The sequence below is a fragment of the Arthrobacter sp. NyZ413 genome (assembly GCF_049390645.1).
GTDB lineage: Bacteria > Actinomycetota > Actinomycetes > Actinomycetales > Micrococcaceae > Arthrobacter.
Genome location: NZ_CP155434.1, coordinates 4,111,198 through 4,127,100, shown reverse-complemented (window position 1 = coordinate 4,127,100; position 15,903 = coordinate 4,111,198). Strand labels below are relative to the sequence as shown.

Sequence of the window (15,903 nt, the reverse complement as noted above, 5' to 3'; positions counted from 1 at the left end):
ATGGCAGAAAAGGGGACTAAGCAGGATAGTTGCTTTCAGTAACTATCCTAATCGCTCCTGTATTCCCTGTCGTACCAGAATGGAGTGACAATTGTTACCGCTCCGCTGTTACCTCTCCACTGTTACCTCTCCACTGTTACCTCTCCACGAGGATTCCATCCGGATCGCAGTAGATGAGGTTGCCCGGTTCGATGTGCACTCCATCGATCACCAAGGCGATGTCCACCTCGCCGCGGCCCACTTTGGAGCTCTTCTTGGGATTGCTTCCCAGGGCTTTCACGCCCAAGGGCAGCTTCGCGATCGCCAGGCGATCGCGGATCGCTCCGTTGATCACGACGCCGGCCCAACCGTTCGCGACGGCGCTTTCGGCGATCATGTCCCCCATCAGGGCGGTGCGGAGCGACCCGTAGCCGTCCACCACCAGGACGGAACCTTCGCCGGGCGTAGCCAGGACCGCCTTCACCAAGGCGTTGTCCTCGAAGCACTTGATGGTTCGGACGGGGCCGTTGAAATGGGTCAAGCCACCGAGGTCCTGGAACTGAAGTGAAATCGACTCGACATCTTCGGCGCGCTCATCGTAGAGATCGGCGGTGTTGATGGGGTTCGCGGGCGTGTTCATCGTGCTCCTCTTCGGTCCGTTGCAGTTAACCTACCGCCACCAGCCTGCTGCTGTTCCAGCCAGGGTAGTTGTCCACATACGTAAATACCTGACAGTCCGTTACGGGCCTGCGGCGATAGGCTGATTGCACACGTCCTGACGCCAGGGGAGCACTCTCATGAGCTTGTCCAATGTTCCACCGAGCGGCGCCGTTCCACCGCGCGGCGCCACATCCGGCGTCCCGACGACGACGCTCGCCGAGCCTGTCCAGCGTGTCCGCTCCCTGTGGATCAGCGGACTGGTGCTCGTCAATGTGGGCATCAACGCTGCCTTCTTCGGTCCGCTCCAGGTGTTGCTTGGGCAGCAGGCCATCCATTTTGACGAGGGGCAGAAGGAAGCGATCCTTGCGCTGGTCACTGGATGCGGAGCGGCGGTATCGATGGTCGCGAACCCCCTCTTCGGAGCCTTCAGTGACCGCACCGCCTCCCGCTTCGGGCGCCGGGTGCCTTGGGTGGTCTTCGGGGCTGTCCTCGGTGCCGCGGCCTTGGTAGGACTCGCAGGTGCGCCGAATGTCGCCGTCATGACGATCCTGTGGTGCCTTGTCCAGGCCGGCTGTAATGGCGCATATGCAGCCATAACCGCGGCCATCCCGGACCGTGTCCCCGTGCCACAGCGGGGCACGGTGGGAGGCCTCGCTGCCATGGGCCAAACCGCGGGGATCCTCGCCGGCGCGGTGATCGCGTCGGTTGTCTCCGGGAACTTCGCCCTCGGCTTCATCGTGTGCGCGGTGGTGCTGCTTGTGAGCGTTGTCCCCTACCTTTTCAAGAATGAGGACTCCGTCCTTCCCGTGGCGGAACGGCCACCTTTCAAGCTGTGGGCGTTTCTCAAGCGGTTTTGGGTCCCGCCCGTCAAATACCCGGACTTCGCGTGGGCCTGGCTGACGAGGTTCCTGGTCAATGTCGGCAACCATATGGTCACGCTGTACCTGCTTTTCTTCCTCAAGGACGCCGTCCGGCTTCAGGAGACGCAGGGGATCGCGCCCGAATTCGGAGTCCTCATCCTTACCGGCCTCTATGCGGTCATGGTGATCGCCACCAGCGTGGTGGGCGGGGCCATCAGTGATCGGATGGGCAAACGCAAACCCCTCGTGATTGTCTCCTCCATCGTCATTTCCCTCGCAGCGTTGATCCTCGCCTTCGAACCAACGTGGCCGGGCGCGATTGCCGGGGCCGTCGTGCTCGGCATCGGTTTTGGCGCCTACCTGGCGGTCGACTTTGCCCTGATCTCCCAAGTGCTGCCGGCGGCTTTGGATCGTGGGCGAGATCTCGGGGTGATCAATATCGCCAACTCATTGCCCCAGGTGATAGCGCCTCCGTTGGCCTCGTTTTTCGTGGTGTCTTGGGGCGGCTACGTCTCGCTGTATGTGGCCGCAGCGGCTATCGGATTGCTCGGTGCGGTGTTCGTCGTCAAGATCAAAGGCGTCGCGTAGGCGGGCTGCGCTCTCAGGGAACTGACAACTTGCTGCCGTATCATTGTCAGGATGCGCGCGGCCTATGGGGGGCCGGGCACTGTCCCAGTACGAAGCCCAAACCAACAGAACGCCGGAAATGTCCGAACCGAACTCCCTGGAACCGTATTCGCTGGATCTGGCCGCGGGACTGCCGCACATGGCAGCCGCCCCCACCACGCCAAGACAGCTATTGCGCTACGCCCGCATCCTGAAGACTGCCGCCGGATTCGCCCAGCGGCAGTTCGATACCGTGAGCCTTTCGGACGTGTCTACCCGGGCATACGTTCCGCTGGGGACGCTCTACAGGTACTTCCCCTCCACGGTTCATCTGATGCTCGCGGTCTACCGGAACCAGCTCCGGGAGCTGAGGGACGCCAAACCGGCTTCGTCACGGTCCAGCCAGCAAGAACTCACGGGGCTCGCGATGGAGATATTCCACATGCGTGTCATGCAGCCCGCCGTCGAGCATTGCCTTTCCCGCGCGTGGGATACGCGCGACGGCGACATTCCCGTGCTCCTGAAGGACATCGAGACGCTGTCTGTCGAGATGGTCACTGCGGCAACCCGGGACCAAGGCAATGCGCGGATTTTGCTGCACATGATCACTGGTCTGGTCCAGTCGGTCAATTGCCGCCGGCTCTCCCTTTTCGACGCCGAAAAGGACCTCAAGAACGCCTGCAAGCTGTTCGCGGCAGCGTAGTTTTCCCGCTAATTCGCGTAATTGGTCTAGACCACTATGACCAAAAGTAGGTGTTGACGTCCGGAATTATCTAGTCTTCCTATCAAGCACCTGCCTACCGAGGCAGGGGCCAAGCGGCTAGCAGCCCATATCCGCAGGAGCTTCACAGCACGGACCAGCCACCCTTGGTCCGCACCGAAGCCTCAACACCTGCCCGACGTGCCGTGGGTACACGGCTAGCCTGAGGAGACAACGACGTGTCCGTCGAAACCATCACCCCTGAACAGAACCTGACAGCCCTGGCACTGAGCGAAGAGGAAATCTTCGCCGCCCACGAAGGCGGAAAACTCTCCGTTTCCAGCACCGTGCCGCTTGCGGACAAGCGGGACCTTTCCATTGCCTACACTCCCGGCGTCGCCGAAGTGAGCCGGGCAATCCACGCCAAGCCCGAGCTCGCCCGCACCCACACGTGGGCCGAACGCCTGGTGGTCGTCGTCAGCGATGGCACCGCCGTCCTGGGCCTCGGAAACATCGGACCCAGCGCCTCCCTTCCGGTCATGGAAGGTAAGTCCGCCCTCTTCAAGGCCTTCGGCGACCTCGATTCCATTCCGCTCGTCCTCAACACCACCAACGTGGACGAAATCATCGAAACCCTCGTTCGCCTGCGCCCGAGCTTCGGCGCCGTGAACCTCGAGGACATCGCAGCCCCTCGCTGCTTCGAACTCGAAGAGCGCCTCATCGAAGCCCTGGACTGCCCGGTCATGCACGACGACCAGCACGGCACCGCCGTCGTAGTCCTCGCGGCCTTGACGAACGCCGCCAACGTGACCGGGCGCGAACTCGAAGGCCTCAAGGTGGTCGTCTCCGGTGCGGGCGCCGCGGGCATTGCGGTTTCCGAGATCCTGCTGACCGCCGGCGTCAAGGACGTCGTCCTTCTGGACTCCAAGGGCATCATCAACGCCGAGCGCGCGGACCTGGCCAACGATTCGAGCAGCGTCAAAGCCCGGTTCGCGCGCCGCACCAACCCGCGCGGGATTTCCGGCGGCCCCGCCGAGGCACTGGAAGGAGCAGACGTCTTCATTGGCGTTTCTTCGTCCAAGCTGGCCGAAGAGCACCTGATGCTCATGAGCCAGGATTCCATCGTGTTCGCCCTGTCCAACCCTGACCCGGAAGTCCTTCCGGAAGTCGCGGTGAAGTACGCGGCGGTTGTGGCTACGGGTCGGAGCGATTTCCCGAACCAGATCAACAACGTCCTCGCTTTCCCGGGCATCTTCCGGGGAGCCTTGGACGCCGGTGCACGCCGCATCACCCCGGCCATGAAGATCGCGGCTGCCCGGGCAATCGCCGAACTCGCCGAGGAAGGCCTCTCCGCCGAATACATCGTGCCGAGCCCGCTGGATCCGCGCGTCGCCCCCGCCGTGACGGCCGCCGTCGCAGCCGCGGCCGAGTAACGCCAACCTCGCTCGAAGATCCGACGACGGCGACGCTCCCCAGGGGGCGGCGCCGTCGTTCCTTTTCCCGGCAATTCCCCCAACGCTCGCGCAGGTCTCGCGGGTTTTCTCCCGACGCCCGCGCGGTTCTTGCGGCAACGCACCCAACGCTCGCGCAGGCCGGGCCAACCTAAACTGGGGCAATGAACGCCGAAACAGTGGTGACCGTGCTGTGCGGGCTCGCGATCGTGGTGGGCGTGATCGGCACCATCGTTCCTGTGCTGCCGGGGAGCGTTTTGATCGGCTTGAGCTTGTTGGCGTGGGCCCTTTGGGGCGGTGCCGGCGTAGTGGGGTGGATAGCGTTCGGGATCGGCGCAGGGTTCGTCTTGGCCGGCATGGCATCTAGCACTGTGCTCACGGGCCGGAAACTCAAGCAGCACCGGATTCCGAATCGTTCCATTTTGGTGGGCGTCGTCCTGGGAATCGTCGGGATGTTCGTCCTTCCCGTCGTTGGTTTGTTCCTGGGATTCGCGGTAGGCCTTTTCCTGAATGAATTGCTTCGGACCAGGAATTTCAGGGGCGCAATCAAGACCAGTGCTGCCGCGCTCAAGGCCACGGGTTTGGGCATGCTGGCGGAATTCACACTGGCGTGCTTGGCGGCAAGTACGTGGGTGGTCGGCGTGTGGATAGCAGTCATCGCCGCTTAGGAACTGCACAATTCTGGCTTGAGCGAGCGTTCGGGTAGAGCCTGGGGGCTGTGAGCGAGCGTTCGGGTAGAGCCTGCGGGATGTGAGCGAGCGTTCGGGTAGAACTTGCGAAACGTGAGCCGGCGTCACCCAAGAACCAGAAACAAAGGCGGCGGTCGCCCCGCGAAGGGGTGGCCGCCGTCGTGCTTTTCAGTTGGTGTCGCAATCGGCCTGCGCTACATGGCGCGGCCTTTTGCTTCCTCCCTAATGTCCCGCCCGAGCCAGATTCCTAGGCCAACCATGACGATGCCAAGGATCAGGTGCAGCCAGTTGTCGCCGGTGTTCAGTGGCACGAAGTCCGCGCTTGCGTTGGACATAACGATGAGGCCGTAGATCCACAGCAGGAGGTAAATTGCACCGCCGACCAGAAGGTATCCACGGGCCATTCCCTCGGTACGGGCCATGTAAAGGCCTACAGCGCCGTACAGCAGGTGGACGATGTTGTGCAGGATGGATACTTGGAAGACTCCAAGAAGCATGGCGCCCGAGTCATGCCCAGCGAAGGACATCGCGCCGTAATTGGTGGTGATGCCCGGAATGAATCCCAGAACACCAACAGCCAGGAAAACCCAGCCCAAGGTGAGTGCTGTGTTGTGCAGCGTCAGCCCCATGACGTGATGGTGCTGCGCCGGGTGCGAAGCAGTGGTCATAGCTCCTCCCGATCACGATTTCCACCGGCCCTTCAAGTGGAGGGCCGTATCGCGGCAAGGAGTCGGAACCCTGCCGACGAAGATATCTTACTCCCGAAAGCGCGGAAAAAGAGGGGGAAGGGGTGGAACCAGCACAGCTAGCATGGTTCTGTGATGCCTGATTGTTCGAGTTCCCGTCCCGGTTCCAGCCGGGGGATGGCGCGGCAAGCATGAGCGAGTCGCCGGTTCCCGGAGCCAACGGCCCGATCTTCAATGAAACGCGGGACATTACACCTTTCAGGAAGGGACATGTCCGGACTTCGGTGAGCGGCTTGGCCGATGGCCTGGCCGGGGCGATAAGCGCCGTGCTGAAGGGAAAAACGGCGGGCAGGATCGACGTCGCCGGGGATGTTCCAAAGCTAAGGCGGCTTTCGGGCAAGACAGCAAAGACCATGTACCAGGCGGTTTTCACCAGCGCGGAACCGGACCGCCTCATCGCCTTCGCCCGTGCCAATCCGGGCTGGGCCGGCTTGTGCTACGTCATCGCGGGCCTTCTCCTGTATCAGCACGGTGGCTACCTCCGCGCGGCGGAGCTGCTCCGGCGCGGTCTTTCGGTACGGATCGACGACGACGCGAGCCAGTTCTCGGCCACCTACCTTGGCAGGGTGGTCACGCGGGTCGAGGTCGCCGAGCGGATCAACGTACCGGTCCTCTTCAGTGAGGAATCTGTGTTCCTGGCGCTGTCGCACTGCTTGCGGGAGGCGGGGCAGACCGAAGAGGCGCTGGAAGTCCTGGCCGGTTTGCCGCCGTCGTTGCCTTCCGCGCTGGCCCGCTGCACCGCCGCGGGGACGCTTGAGCGGCACGCCGACGTCGTCGCCTGGACCGAAGGGCTCCGCAACGCGGACGATCTTTCGGCGGCGCTCCTCCTGATCCGGGCTCGCTCGCTCAACAGCCTGGGCGAGCGGAGGGCGGCGCTGGCGGCGCTCGCCGAAGTGCTTCGACGCAAGAAGACCAGCCTGGCGCTGCGCAATGACGCGTTCACGGACCGCGCCTTGTTAGTGCTCGACGTCGGACTGAAGGCTTCCAGCCCCCGTCCCCCGGGTGCGCGTCCCCCGGGTGCCCGCGCACCGAAGGCCCGCTCCGGATTGCGCGGGAAGGACAGTAAGGACGGGGAACTCGAAACCGTGGACGGTATCCGCAAGGACGCCGAAATCCGCCGGTTGTGGAACAAGGATTTCAGCGAGCCTGGCGACTAGGAGCGCAACGCCTTGATGATTCCCCGGAGCGAAACCCCCACAGCTCCGACGAGCGGCAGCATCATCGCCATGAGCACCAGGGTGTTCGGCTGGAACGCGACGCTCCCGTTGGCTTTGCGGCCGTAGGCTCCGATCGGGAAGACCATGCCGCCGCCCCCGCCACCAGCCGCGTTGTTGCCGTCGCCGCCTCCGCCAAAACCGAAGGATACGACGGCGACCGGGATCAGTTCCTCTCCGCCGATCTGCTGCGCAGGGCCAAAGGCCCGTGATACGCCGAATTGCTTGAAGGATTCCACGAGGGCTGAAAAGTCGTCAGACATGAAGCCGACGATAGGCCGCCCCGCGCGCGAACGCCAGAGCCGCAGTCCGGACGGCGCCCATGGCGGACTCACCGCAGCAGCGGCAGAACCTGTTCCCCGAGCAGCACGGCCCCAAGCCCCATCATGATGATGCCGCTGGCCAGTGTCACTCCGCGTGCCGCGCCGGGCCGCGACTGCAGCAGCCTCCGGGCCGTCAACGCCACCACCGTGTAGATGAGCCCCGCCAGCAACACGAACGTCAATCCAAGCACGCCCGACTGAACCGGCACCGGCAACGACGCCTGGGGACTAACGAACTGCGGCACCAGCGCCAGGAAGAACAGGAGGCCTTTGGGGTTGATGCCGCTCGTCCCCATGCCCTGCAGGAAAGTGCGCAGTTGCGTGGGGGACTGCCCGACGGCGTCATCCGCGGCGAAGCTCGCGCCCCGCCACGAGCGCATGGTGCCGACACCGAGCCAGAGCAAATAGCCTGCCCCGGCGATCGTGAGCCAGCCGAGGAGCCCCGGAACGCCGGCCAGGAGGGCGGCGAGGCCAACCACCATGAGGGCTGTGTGCACCAGGTATCCGCTGCACAGGCCGGCCACCGCGGGGACGAAGCTGCGCTGCCGAAGCCCGGCGGAAATCGTGTACGCCCAGTCGAGGCCCGGCGTGGCCGCCAAACTGAAGGCGACGATCACGAACGCGATGAAAAGCTGGGGATTCATGGTGGCTCCTGGCTGGTGGGTACACCATGAACTTTAGGGAAAATCGCCCCATAAGTGTTCCTATTTTTAGCTCAACTCACCGCCTGGTAGGTAAGATATTTGCGTGATTGACGGGATTGATAGAACTATTTTGCGCCACCTCAAAGAAGATGGCCGGATAACTGCCACGGCGCTCGCGGGCAAGGTGGGTTTGACGGTGGCTCCGTGCCATCGGCGGCTGCGCGATCTTGAGGCTTCCGGGGTGATCCGGGGCTATCGCGCGGACATCGATCCCGCGGCTATTGGCCTCGGTTTCGAGGCGATCGTTTTCGTCACCTTGCGCCAGGTCGATCGGGCCACGATGTCCGACTTCGAGGACCGCGTGGCAGCCATCCCCAACATCGTGGAGGCCCAGCGGCTCTTCGGTTCGCCGGACTATCTCCTGCGCGTGATCGCGGCGGACCTTCCCGCGTACCAGCGTTTCTACGACGACCAGCTCACGGCGCTTCCCGCCGTCGAACGCCTCACGTCCACGCTGGTGATGAAGAACCTCAAAACCAACACCGGCCCGCCCGTCTAGGGGTGGAGGAGGCCGGTTGTCCGGTAGGGGATGACTTCGCGAAGGAACATGCTCGTTGAAGTGCGAACGATTCCGGGGCATAACCTGATCTCTTCGGACACCCGGTAGAGATCGTCCGGGCTGGTGGCGACAACGCGGATGATGAGGTCGGTGTCGCCGGCGGGGGCGTGGCATTCGAGGACTTCGGGGATTTCCCGGAGGGCCGCGATTGCTTCGTTGAGCCTGCTTTGGTCCAGTTCCGCGCTGACCGCCGCCGCGACGCCGCGGCCCAGGGCGGACGGCAGCACCCGGCTGCTGTTGGGACGCAAAGCCCCCGACGCCGACATCCGCTCAAGGCGCGACTGTACCGTTCCGCGGGCCAGGCCCAGGCGCTGGGCGAGCACCATGATGGGTACGCGGGGATCGTCGTCGAGCGCTGCGAGGATCCGCTTGTCCGTTGAATCCAATTCGTGCATGGTGGGGCTTTCTGGAGGGAGCTTCGGCAAAATGACTATCCGCTGCCTACATTCTTCCAGGAGTTTGGTCAGATTGACCACTCGAGGCTAGCTCTGTTGCACCAACTGCCGGGATCCTGCTGCAATTATGGCAACGAAGGGAACGGCTACCGCCCAACCCAAGAGGCTACGGACCAGCCGGCACACCAACCGGTCACCGCAAACACATCCCGCAAGGATGCAGCCCGCTGAATGACTCTTGTTCACAGCATTGTCCTTCCGCATCCGCCGGTGTCGCCAATGAAGGGCGGCCGGCAACCATCCTCAAGAGCCCCTGAGCCACCGAACGCGTTGCGGTAGCTGAGGGGCTCTTGTGCTGCATAGGCTTGAGGCATGACCTCCGCTGGCCGTTTTGCCCCGAGCCCCTCGGGTGAGTTGCACGTGGGCAACTTGCGCACGGCCATGCTCGCGTGGCTTTTCGCCCGTTCCACCGGCCGTTCTTTCCTGTTGCGCGTCGAAGACCTCGACCGCGCGCGGGCCGGGGCCGAAGCCGTCCAGCTGCGGGACCTGGAAGCGGTGGGCGTGACGTGGGACGGCGGCGTCATCCGCCAAACCGGCCGCGCCGCTTTGTACGATTCCGTGATCAGGCAACTCGGCGACGCCGGACTGACCTATGAATGCTTCTGCACGCGCCGGGAAATCCAGGAGGCCCCGTCCGCGCCGCACGCTCCGCAAGGTGCCTACCCGGGGACCTGCAGGAAGCTCTCGACGGCGGAACGGGAGATCCGCCGGGCCACTCGCCCCGCTGCCATCCGGCTCCGTTCCGAAACGAAGGAATGGACTGTTGAGGACCAGTTGCACGGGGCCTACACGGGGATCGTGGACGACTTCGTGCTCCGGCGCAACGATGGCGTGACCGCCTACAACCTGGCGGTCGTGGTCGACGACGCCGAACAAGGCATAGACCAGGTGGTCCGCGGCGACGACCTCTTGTCCTCCACACCACGCCAGGCGTATTTGGCTTCCCTCCTGGGTTTGCCGGTTCCGGAATACGCGCACGTGCCGCTCGTGGTGAATCACGACGGCGACCGTTTGGCGAAGCGCGACGGCGCAGTGACGCTCGACGACCTCGCCGCCGTCGGGCTTTCCGCCGAAGAGGTGCGGGACATGATCCTGGAGTCGCTAGAGTTGCCAATGGGGCCGCTGGGCGGCGCCGTGGACAGCTTTGATCCGGCCCGATTGCCGCTCGAGCCATGGGTGTGGACGGGGCGGCTGCAAGCGATGATCCGGAAGGGGGACTAGGTGCTCGCATACGTGCTGACCGGCTACGGCGGAGCCGAGGCCATGGAACTCCAAGACGTGCCGAAGCCCATCGCGGGCCCCGGCGAGGTCTTGGTCAAGGTCTTCGCGGCCGGCTTGAATCCCGTCGACTATAAGCAGCGCGAAGGAGCCGTGCGGCTGATCACCAGGCCGAGGCTGCCGCTGGTTGCCGGAAGCGAGTTGGCTGGAATCGTCGAAGCCGTGGGTCCTGGCGTGCGCCGCTTCGCAACTGGAGACCGGGTGTTCGCCCGCGTGGACAAGGCCAGCCTCGGTGCGTTCGCCGAACATGCCGCCGTCAATGAGGACCTGGTGGCCCTCATGCCGAGGTCGCTCAGCTATGCCGAAGCCGCGAGCCTCCCGCTCGCCGGTCTCACCGCCTTGCAGGCACTAAGAGACGAACTCAAGGTCAAGCCCGGGATGAAGGTGTTCATCTCGGGCGGCGCCGGCGGAGTGGGTACCTTGGCGATCCAACTCGCCAAGCACTTCGGCGCAGAGGTGACCACCACAGCGTCTCCCCGCGGAGAAGCGCTGGTTCGCTCCCTCGGCGCGGACGCCGTCGTCGACTACACGAAGGACAACATTGCCGCCGTTCTGAGCGGTTTCGACGCAGCCCTTGACCTGGTAGGCGGGGAAACCCTGGAGCAGACGTTCAAGATCCTCAAGCCTGGATCCACGGTTGTCAGCATCGCCGGGATGCCGGAACCGCAGACCGCGCTGAAGGACCTCGGCGCACCTGCCTGGCTGACGGTGTTGTTCTGGGCGGCAAGCTTCGGGCTACGCGGACGCGCGCGCGAAGAGAAGGTCAAATACCGCTACCTGTTCATGCATCCCAGCGGCGAAGACCTGGCTGTCCTGGCGCGACTGGTCACGGAAGGCCGGCTCAAGCCAGTCATTGACAGCAGCTATCCGTTGGAAAAAATCGCCGACGCCTTCGCCGCACTCGAGCAGGGACGCGCCAAGGGCAAGATCGTGGTGACCATGGACAGTCGTGCCGGATAGGCTGTCCGGGTGGATGCACAGACGATTGCCCCAGGATTCGAAGCGGTAGCCGAACTCTTTGGCCGATACCTCCGCGAGGACCCCGAATACTCGGCCCAGTTGGCGGCCTATCACCGAGGCGTCAAGGTCCTGGACATCAGCGGAGGCCCGCACCGCCGGCCGGACTCGGTGACGGGAGTCTTCTCCTGTTCGAAGGGCGTTTCCGGGTTGGTCATCGCCCTCCTGGTCCAGGACGGTCTCTTGGACCTCGACGCCGAAGTGGTCAAATACTGGCCCGAATTCGGGGCCGAAGGGAAGGCGGCGGTCACTGTTGCCCAATTGCTTTCCCACCAGGCGGGCCTCCTGGGCGTCGAAGGCGGCCTTTCCTTGGAGGAATGCAACAACTCCGAGCTCGCCGCGGCCAAGCTGGCCCGCCTGCGTCCGATGTGGAAGCCCGGCGCCGCGTTCGGCTACCACGCCCTGACCATCGGCGTCTTCATGGAGGAGTTGTGCCGGCGAATCACGGGATCCACGCTCCAGGAAGTCTACGAACAGCGGATCCGCGCTGTTACCGGAGCCGACTTTTTCCTGGGATTCCCGGATGCCGAGGAGGCCCGGTACGCGACGCTTCGCTGGCAGGCCGACCCCGCCCAGCCGTGGATCGACCCCGCCAGCCACTACGGCTTGTCCGCCAACTCGGTGGGAGGCGCGATCCTCGACCTGCCGAATATCCGCGAGGTCCGGGCGGCGGGCTTGTGTTCCGTGGCGGGCGTCGCCAGCGCGGAAGGCATGGCTCGCGTCTACGCGGCGGCGCTCACGGGACTTGCTTCCGACGGCGACCATCCCGCCGTCGCGCCCTTGCTCAGCGAGGAAACCATCCGGACGGTCTCGGACGAGCAGGTCTTCGGCATAGACCGCGTGTTCGGTGACACGAGCAGCTTCGCGACCGTGTTCATGCGATCGCACGCGCGGAACCCATACGGCAGCCACCGTGCGTTCGGGCACGACGGCGCCAGCGCGTCTTTGGGGTTCGCGGACCCTGTGTATGAACTCGGCTTTGGCTACGTACCGCAGCAGGCCGAGCCCGGTGGCGCGGGGTGCCGCAACCTCGAACTGAGCGCGGCGGTGCGCAAAGCGATTATCGGACTGTCTCACTAGGAGGACGGCATGACATTCACTGTTGAAACCGCCAAGGTCCTTGCCGAGGTGGCCCACTATCGCCAGAAGGACAAACTGAAGCGGCCGCACCGAGACCATGTTTTGGCGGTGGGTGAGGCCTTGGTCGATTTCGACGACGACATCCAGATCGCCGGCTACCTCCACGACATCGCCAAGGACACTCCCATCACCAAGCAAGCTCTGGTGGACATGGGCGTTTCCGAACGGGCCGTGGCCATCATCGAACGGGTGACGCGGCGGTTCAACGACAATCCGGACAGCGACGAGGAAGTAATCCTCCACATCGCCGAAGACCATGACGCGAGCCTGGTCAAGATTGCCTGCAACGCGCACACCTCCTTGCCGGAACGGATGCAGGCGTTCGCCGAGAAGTGGCCGGACAGGCCGCCGGCGACGACCCGCTACGCGGAGGCACGTAAGGTGCTGTACAAGGCGGTCCCACGCGGTGAAAGCCACCTGATCCTGGACCGCCTCAACCCGGACCTGCTGTCCGAACTGGACCGCTTGGCCGAGGACTAAGCGGCTGAATCGACTGGAACGCCGAGGGTCTAGGGCTTCCCGGGCTCGTTCTCGGTGGATGTGGCGGGCTTCCGGCTAGCGGACGCAGCCGTGTCAAGGAGGATGTGTTCGTGGATCTGGCGCGTGAGTTCGTGGATCGTCCGCGTGAGTTTGGTGTTCTCCTCCAGCAGCTGCTCTTGGGCGTTGTAGTCGTGGTCCGCCTTCGCCTGCTGGAAAGCGGCCTGGCGGTTCTGCCCGATCATCACGAAGGTTGAAAGGAAGATCGCTTCCAGGGAGACGATCAGCGTCAACGTAGGCCACGGACTTTGTTCGAACACGAGCATCCAGACGGCGAAGAGCAACACATGCAGGTAGACGAAGTTCATCGATCCGGCGAATGCCGTGATTGCGTCCGCGACCCGGAGTTGGATGCTTGCGGCTCGACGTTCGGCTTCTGCCAGGACTGACGGATGCAGCCTGGACGGCTCGCTGTGGGTAAGCAACCGCGTTGGCCTCAAATAGGGCCGTGAATGCGGAGGAACGCTTTTGGTGGATGCCGGTTGTGTGTCGACCTGCTGTGTCATCCGTTCGATCCCTTGGCTCGGGGCGAGGCGATCTCGCCTTCGAAAGCGAGCCTAGCGCCGCGACTCCCGTGAACCTAGCATCGAAACTTCCCTCTTGCCACGATCTGAACTATCCCCCCATCAGTCGCCGGCGATGCTTGAGTTCTTTGATCCAATCCCGGGTTTGCGCCGCCCCGAAAGGTGACGCGCCGCCGTCGAGCTCTGCCATCAGCGGACCGGACGCTTTGAGCGCAAGCTCCAGGACACTGTTCGCCGCACGGTCGGTCAGGCCGAGCCTTCCTGCCCAGGCGAGGAAATGCTTCCGGGAGATGCCCGTTTTCTTCCCGCCGATTCCGAGCGCGAGGGTTTTGTCGCCGTAAACGACTGTGGAGGGGATGTCGTAGACCGGCGCGATGGTGTATTCGCCGCCCGGGGACTGGACCATCGAGACGTTCTTGGCATGGAGGTCGCCGTTGCCCGTGAGCCAGGCGAAGGCGAGTTGGAGCGCGAGGTTGCGCAGGGCCGGCAAGGGCGCGGCGCAGTACGCTGCGAGTGCCCTGCACACGTCGCCAAACGGAACGCTGTACTTGTCCGCCGGGTAGAGGCCCAGCACTTGGGCTCCATCTTCGACGGCGAGGCGCACCGGCACGCCGTCTGCTCCGGTGAGCCGATCGAAACGCTCGACGAGCAGCCCCGCCCGCCCGCCGACGTCGTGCACTAACTGGACTGAGCTGACGGGGATCCGCAGCTTGCGCGCAAAACGGAACATGAGGAACTCGTTCTCCACAACGAACGGGAACTCGGGCGCGTTGAGCTTGAGGATGAACCGCTTGCCGGCCTGCGCCACGGGGAGGGAGATCATCCCTGCGGACAACTTGTCCTGCACACCCGCCAGGGCCACGGGATCGATGAGTCCGGAGTCGCCCAGCAGGGCGTCGAAGTCGAGTGGCAGCTTCGAATCGAGTACGACGGCGGACCCCCCTTCCGTGGGCCGCTCGCCGTGGGGGACGGTCTGGACATCGCCCACGGCGTCCCCGCCCGCGCCCATGAGGAGGGCGAGTTCGTCGTCGGCACTGGCTTTGACCGCGCGGCGCAGGGAATTCAGGCGGCGGCCTTCCGGGAGCAGCCCGGTGAAATAGGCGGGAACCGCGCCGCTCGGGGTGAAGACGGCTTGGCTGGTGAGGGGGAGTGTGGTGGCGACGGACGGGCCTCCCGATTCGAGGTAGCGCGGCAGGTAGCTGAACTTGGTGCCGCCTTCATGCCGCTCGATGCGGGCCGCGAGGATGCCTTGCTTGTAGACGTCGGCGATGCGGTGGAAGGTCATGGTTGGGGTGTTTTGGTGGCTGTTTTGTTGGCTGCTTTGGTGGCGTGCGCGACCGCGAGTTCCAGGCCCAGCGTGCCGAGCACGGACAAGAGGGGTTCCAATTGGACCGTGGGTTTGCCTTGCTCGACAAAGCGGACGAAGCGCTCCGACACCCCGGCGAGGTCCGCGAGGTCGGACTGGCTCAGGCTGAGGGACCCGCGGCGGGCGCGGACGGTGGAGCCGAGGGAACGGGCGAACTCCTCAGGGGACATGCTCATCCTTCCGGGCATCGGCTGCCATTGTGCCCAACAGTCCCGTGCCCAAACCGGCACGTTCGTTCCGTTTCCTCCAGTTTGCGCTTCCGGAAAGCCCGAATCAAGCCCCCCACCTCGGAAACCGGCACGTTCGTTCCGCCCCTCCTCCCGAGTTTGTGTACACCTCGCGCCCCTTAAAAGCCGTTTTAACGGGTGTTAGCTGTACACAACTCGAGGGGTTTCGCTTGGCCCACAGGAGCAGTCCGATGTACGCCAGGTCGAAGACGCTGCACAAGGCACCGATTCCCAGGATGAACGGGGAATCCTGGAGCACGCCGAAATTGATGGTCGGTGCGAGCGTGCCAATCCACTTCGACACCCCGATCACCAGTGTTTGGCCCCGCAGTCCCCGGCGAGCTGCGAACATGGCAATGAACAAGCCGGACATCAGAAGGTTCTGGAGGAAGGCCGCGTACGGCGCCGCGAGATCCCAATCGAATTTCAAGACAAACAGGGCTTGCACAGCAAACCCCGCTATTCCCAGCAAGACCGCCCATCCAATGAACATCGGCCGCGTGACGAAACCGGGCAATTCCCGCCTGCCGAACGCGAAAAAGGTGTACACGATCGCGACGTCGGCAAGTCCCCACGCGAGGTTGATGAACCCCTGCACGGACGGCCCGGTGCTGAGCGAATGGATCGCGTAGATCGATTCCCACGCGATGTTCAAGGCCAGCGCCGCGGCCGGGATCGCGTAGCTTTTGTCCCGGAATCCCACGCGGATGGCGTCGACGTAGACCACTGTCCAGGCGACGCCGCTCAAGATTGTCAGAAACAGGATCATGGTTTCTCCCCTCCGCCCATTTCGCCGGAAGCCCTCCCGCTCGCCGGAATCTTCCGGCGAGTCCGCACCGTTCCAGCGAATTGGCGGGCCGGCGGCCGA

19 protein-coding genes are annotated in these 15,903 nt (G+C 64.1%); 10 read left to right on the top strand and 9 right to left on the bottom strand.

What is annotated here, in order from left to right; translation table 11 throughout:
* Positions 1–136: 136 nt before the first annotated feature.
* Positions 137–619, bottom strand: coding sequence for a ribonuclease E activity regulator RraA (rraA, locus tag ABCW42_RS19260; protein ID WP_133206448.1), 483 nt, complete (start codon positions 617–619; stop codon positions 137–139).
* A gap of 157 nt (positions 620–776) precedes the next feature.
* Between rraA and ABCW42_RS19255 the strand changes: the two genes are divergently transcribed.
* The 4 genes from ABCW42_RS19255 to ABCW42_RS19240 all read left to right on the top strand — a co-directional run bounded on the left by ABCW42_RS19255 (position 777) and on the right by ABCW42_RS19240 (position 4,924).
* Complete coding sequence (locus tag ABCW42_RS19255) at positions 777–2,087, top strand: MFS transporter (RefSeq protein WP_423182692.1); 1,311 nt, start codon at positions 777–779, stop codon at positions 2,085–2,087.
* A 118-nt stretch (positions 2,088–2,205) separates the two neighbouring features.
* Complete coding sequence (locus tag ABCW42_RS19250) at positions 2,206–2,808, top strand: TetR/AcrR family transcriptional regulator (RefSeq protein ID WP_423182691.1); 603 nt, start codon at positions 2,206–2,208, stop codon at positions 2,806–2,808.
* A 236-nt stretch (positions 2,809–3,044) separates the two neighbouring features.
* Entirely contained in the window at positions 3,045–4,238 is a 1,194-nt protein-coding gene (locus ABCW42_RS19245; protein ID WP_423182690.1) for an NAD(P)-dependent malic enzyme, read from the top strand.
* A gap of 182 nt (positions 4,239–4,420) precedes the next feature.
* Positions 4,421–4,924, top strand: a complete 504-nt coding sequence (locus ABCW42_RS19240) for a DUF456 domain-containing protein (protein WP_423182689.1) — start codon at positions 4,421–4,423, stop codon at positions 4,922–4,924.
* Positions 4,925–5,139: 215 nt separating this feature from the next.
* Here the strand turns inward: ABCW42_RS19240 and ABCW42_RS19235 are convergent, their stop codons facing one another.
* Positions 5,140–5,613, bottom strand: a complete 474-nt coding sequence (locus ABCW42_RS19235; protein WP_423182688.1) for a DUF4383 domain-containing protein — start codon at positions 5,611–5,613, stop codon at positions 5,140–5,142.
* Between the two features lie 209 nt (positions 5,614–5,822).
* Between ABCW42_RS19235 and ABCW42_RS19230 the strand changes: the two genes are divergently transcribed.
* Positions 5,823–6,848, top strand: a complete 1,026-nt coding sequence (locus ABCW42_RS19230) for a hypothetical protein (protein ID WP_423182687.1) — start codon at positions 5,823–5,825, stop codon at positions 6,846–6,848.
* Here ABCW42_RS19230 and ABCW42_RS19225 read toward each other — a convergent pair.
* On the bottom strand, positions 6,845–7,168 hold the full coding sequence (locus ABCW42_RS19225; protein WP_423182686.1) for a hypothetical protein: 324 nt from the start codon (positions 7,166–7,168) through the stop codon (positions 6,845–6,847). The two genes, ABCW42_RS19230 and ABCW42_RS19225, sit on opposite strands and share 4 nt — an antisense overlap.
* Before the next feature lie 68 nt (positions 7,169–7,236).
* The gene (locus ABCW42_RS19220; protein WP_423182685.1) at positions 7,237–7,872 is read right to left on the bottom strand and encodes a LysE family translocator; all 636 of its coding nucleotides are present in this window, start codon (positions 7,870–7,872) and stop codon (positions 7,237–7,239) included.
* A gap of 103 nt (positions 7,873–7,975) precedes the next feature.
* On the opposite strand from ABCW42_RS19220, the gene ABCW42_RS19215 reads away from it, so the two are divergent.
* On the top strand, positions 7,976–8,431 hold the full coding sequence (locus tag ABCW42_RS19215; RefSeq protein WP_133206457.1) for an Lrp/AsnC family transcriptional regulator: 456 nt from the start codon (positions 7,976–7,978) through the stop codon (positions 8,429–8,431).
* On the opposite strand, the gene ABCW42_RS19210 is transcribed toward ABCW42_RS19215, so the two are convergent.
* On the bottom strand, positions 8,428–8,886 hold the full coding sequence (locus tag ABCW42_RS19210) for an Lrp/AsnC family transcriptional regulator (protein WP_133206458.1): 459 nt from the start codon (positions 8,884–8,886) through the stop codon (positions 8,428–8,430). The two genes, ABCW42_RS19215 and ABCW42_RS19210, sit on opposite strands and share 4 nt — an antisense overlap.
* Positions 8,887–9,258: 372 nt before the next feature.
* Here ABCW42_RS19210 and gluQRS point away from each other — a divergent pair, with 372 nt between their 5' ends.
* From gluQRS to ABCW42_RS19190, 4 genes are read left to right on the top strand one after another with little or no spacing between them, the layout of a single operon-like run.
* On the top strand, positions 9,259–10,167 hold the full coding sequence (gluQRS, locus tag ABCW42_RS19205; RefSeq protein WP_423182684.1) for a tRNA glutamyl-Q(34) synthetase GluQRS: 909 nt from the start codon (positions 9,259–9,261) through the stop codon (positions 10,165–10,167).
* On the top strand, positions 10,168–11,184 hold the full coding sequence (locus ABCW42_RS19200; RefSeq protein WP_423182683.1) for an NADP-dependent oxidoreductase: 1,017 nt from the start codon (positions 10,168–10,170) through the stop codon (positions 11,182–11,184). It begins immediately after the preceding gene.
* Positions 11,185–11,193: 9 nt separating this feature from the next.
* On the top strand, positions 11,194–12,321 hold the full coding sequence (locus ABCW42_RS19195) for a serine hydrolase domain-containing protein (RefSeq protein ID WP_423182682.1): 1,128 nt from the start codon (positions 11,194–11,196) through the stop codon (positions 12,319–12,321).
* 9 nt (positions 12,322–12,330) lie between these two features.
* Positions 12,331–12,861 carry an HD domain-containing protein gene (locus ABCW42_RS19190; protein WP_423182681.1) on the top strand — a complete coding sequence of 177 codons (531 nt, stop codon included), beginning with the start codon at positions 12,331–12,333 and terminating at the stop codon, positions 12,859–12,861.
* A 29-nt stretch (positions 12,862–12,890) separates the two neighbouring features.
* Here ABCW42_RS19190 and ABCW42_RS19185 read toward each other — a convergent pair whose 3' ends face one another.
* From ABCW42_RS19185 to ABCW42_RS19170, 4 genes are all read right to left on the bottom strand, one after another.
* Positions 12,891–13,424 (bottom strand): DUF1003 domain-containing protein, encoded by a 534-nt coding sequence (locus ABCW42_RS19185; protein ID WP_423182680.1) that lies wholly within the window; start codon positions 13,422–13,424, stop codon positions 12,891–12,893.
* Between the two features lie 109 nt (positions 13,425–13,533).
* Positions 13,534–14,727, bottom strand: coding sequence for a type II toxin-antitoxin system HipA family toxin (locus tag ABCW42_RS19180; protein ID WP_423182679.1), 1,194 nt, complete (start codon positions 14,725–14,727; stop codon positions 13,534–13,536).
* Positions 14,724–14,978: a helix-turn-helix transcriptional regulator gene (locus tag ABCW42_RS19175; RefSeq protein ID WP_423182678.1), complete on the bottom strand. Its 255-nt coding sequence runs from the start codon at positions 14,976–14,978 to the stop codon at positions 14,724–14,726. The genes ABCW42_RS19180 and ABCW42_RS19175 overlap by 4 nt, the downstream gene beginning before the upstream one ends.
* A 103-nt stretch (positions 14,979–15,081) precedes the next feature.
* Positions 15,082–15,804, bottom strand: a complete 723-nt coding sequence (locus ABCW42_RS19170) for a hypothetical protein (protein WP_423182677.1) — start codon at positions 15,802–15,804, stop codon at positions 15,082–15,084.
* Positions 15,805–15,903: the final 99 nt, after the last annotated feature.

Bases quoted from the DNA above. Each gene is read 5' to 3' on its own strand.
- ABCW42_RS19250 (WP_423182691.1), top strand. From the start codon at position 2,206: ATGTCCGAACCGAACTCCCTGGAACCGTATTCGCTGGATCTGGCCGCG.
- ABCW42_RS19235 (WP_423182688.1), bottom strand. From the start codon at position 5,613: ATGACCACTGCTTCGCACCCGGCGCAGCACCATCACGTCATGGGGCTG.
- ABCW42_RS19180 (WP_423182679.1), bottom strand. From the start codon at position 14,727: ATGACCTTCCACCGCATCGCCGACGTCTACAAGCAAGGCATCCTCGCG.
- ABCW42_RS19220 (WP_423182685.1), bottom strand. From the start codon at position 7,872: ATGAATCCCCAGCTTTTCATCGCGTTCGTGATCGTCGCCTTCAGTTTG.
- rraA (WP_133206448.1), bottom strand. From the start codon at position 619: ATGAACACGCCCGCGAACCCCATCAACACCGCCGATCTCTACGATGAG.
- ABCW42_RS19240 (WP_423182689.1), top strand. From the start codon at position 4,421: ATGAACGCCGAAACAGTGGTGACCGTGCTGTGCGGGCTCGCGATCGTG.
- ABCW42_RS19210 (WP_133206458.1), bottom strand. From the start codon at position 8,886: ATGCACGAATTGGATTCAACGGACAAGCGGATCCTCGCAGCGCTCGAC.
- ABCW42_RS19190 (WP_423182681.1), top strand. From the start codon at position 12,331: ATGACATTCACTGTTGAAACCGCCAAGGTCCTTGCCGAGGTGGCCCAC.
- ABCW42_RS19230 (WP_423182687.1), top strand. From the start codon at position 5,823: ATGAGCGAGTCGCCGGTTCCCGGAGCCAACGGCCCGATCTTCAATGAA.
- gluQRS (WP_423182684.1), top strand. From the start codon at position 9,259: ATGACCTCCGCTGGCCGTTTTGCCCCGAGCCCCTCGGGTGAGTTGCAC.
- ABCW42_RS19225 (WP_423182686.1), bottom strand. From the start codon at position 7,168: ATGTCTGACGACTTTTCAGCCCTCGTGGAATCCTTCAAGCAATTCGGC.
- ABCW42_RS19185 (WP_423182680.1), bottom strand. From the start codon at position 13,424: ATGACACAGCAGGTCGACACACAACCGGCATCCACCAAAAGCGTTCCT.
- ABCW42_RS19255 (WP_423182692.1), top strand. From the start codon at position 777: ATGAGCTTGTCCAATGTTCCACCGAGCGGCGCCGTTCCACCGCGCGGC.
- ABCW42_RS19175 (WP_423182678.1), bottom strand. From the start codon at position 14,978: ATGTCCCCTGAGGAGTTCGCCCGTTCCCTCGGCTCCACCGTCCGCGCC.
- ABCW42_RS19170 (WP_423182677.1), bottom strand. From the start codon at position 15,804: ATGATCCTGTTTCTGACAATCTTGAGCGGCGTCGCCTGGACAGTGGTC.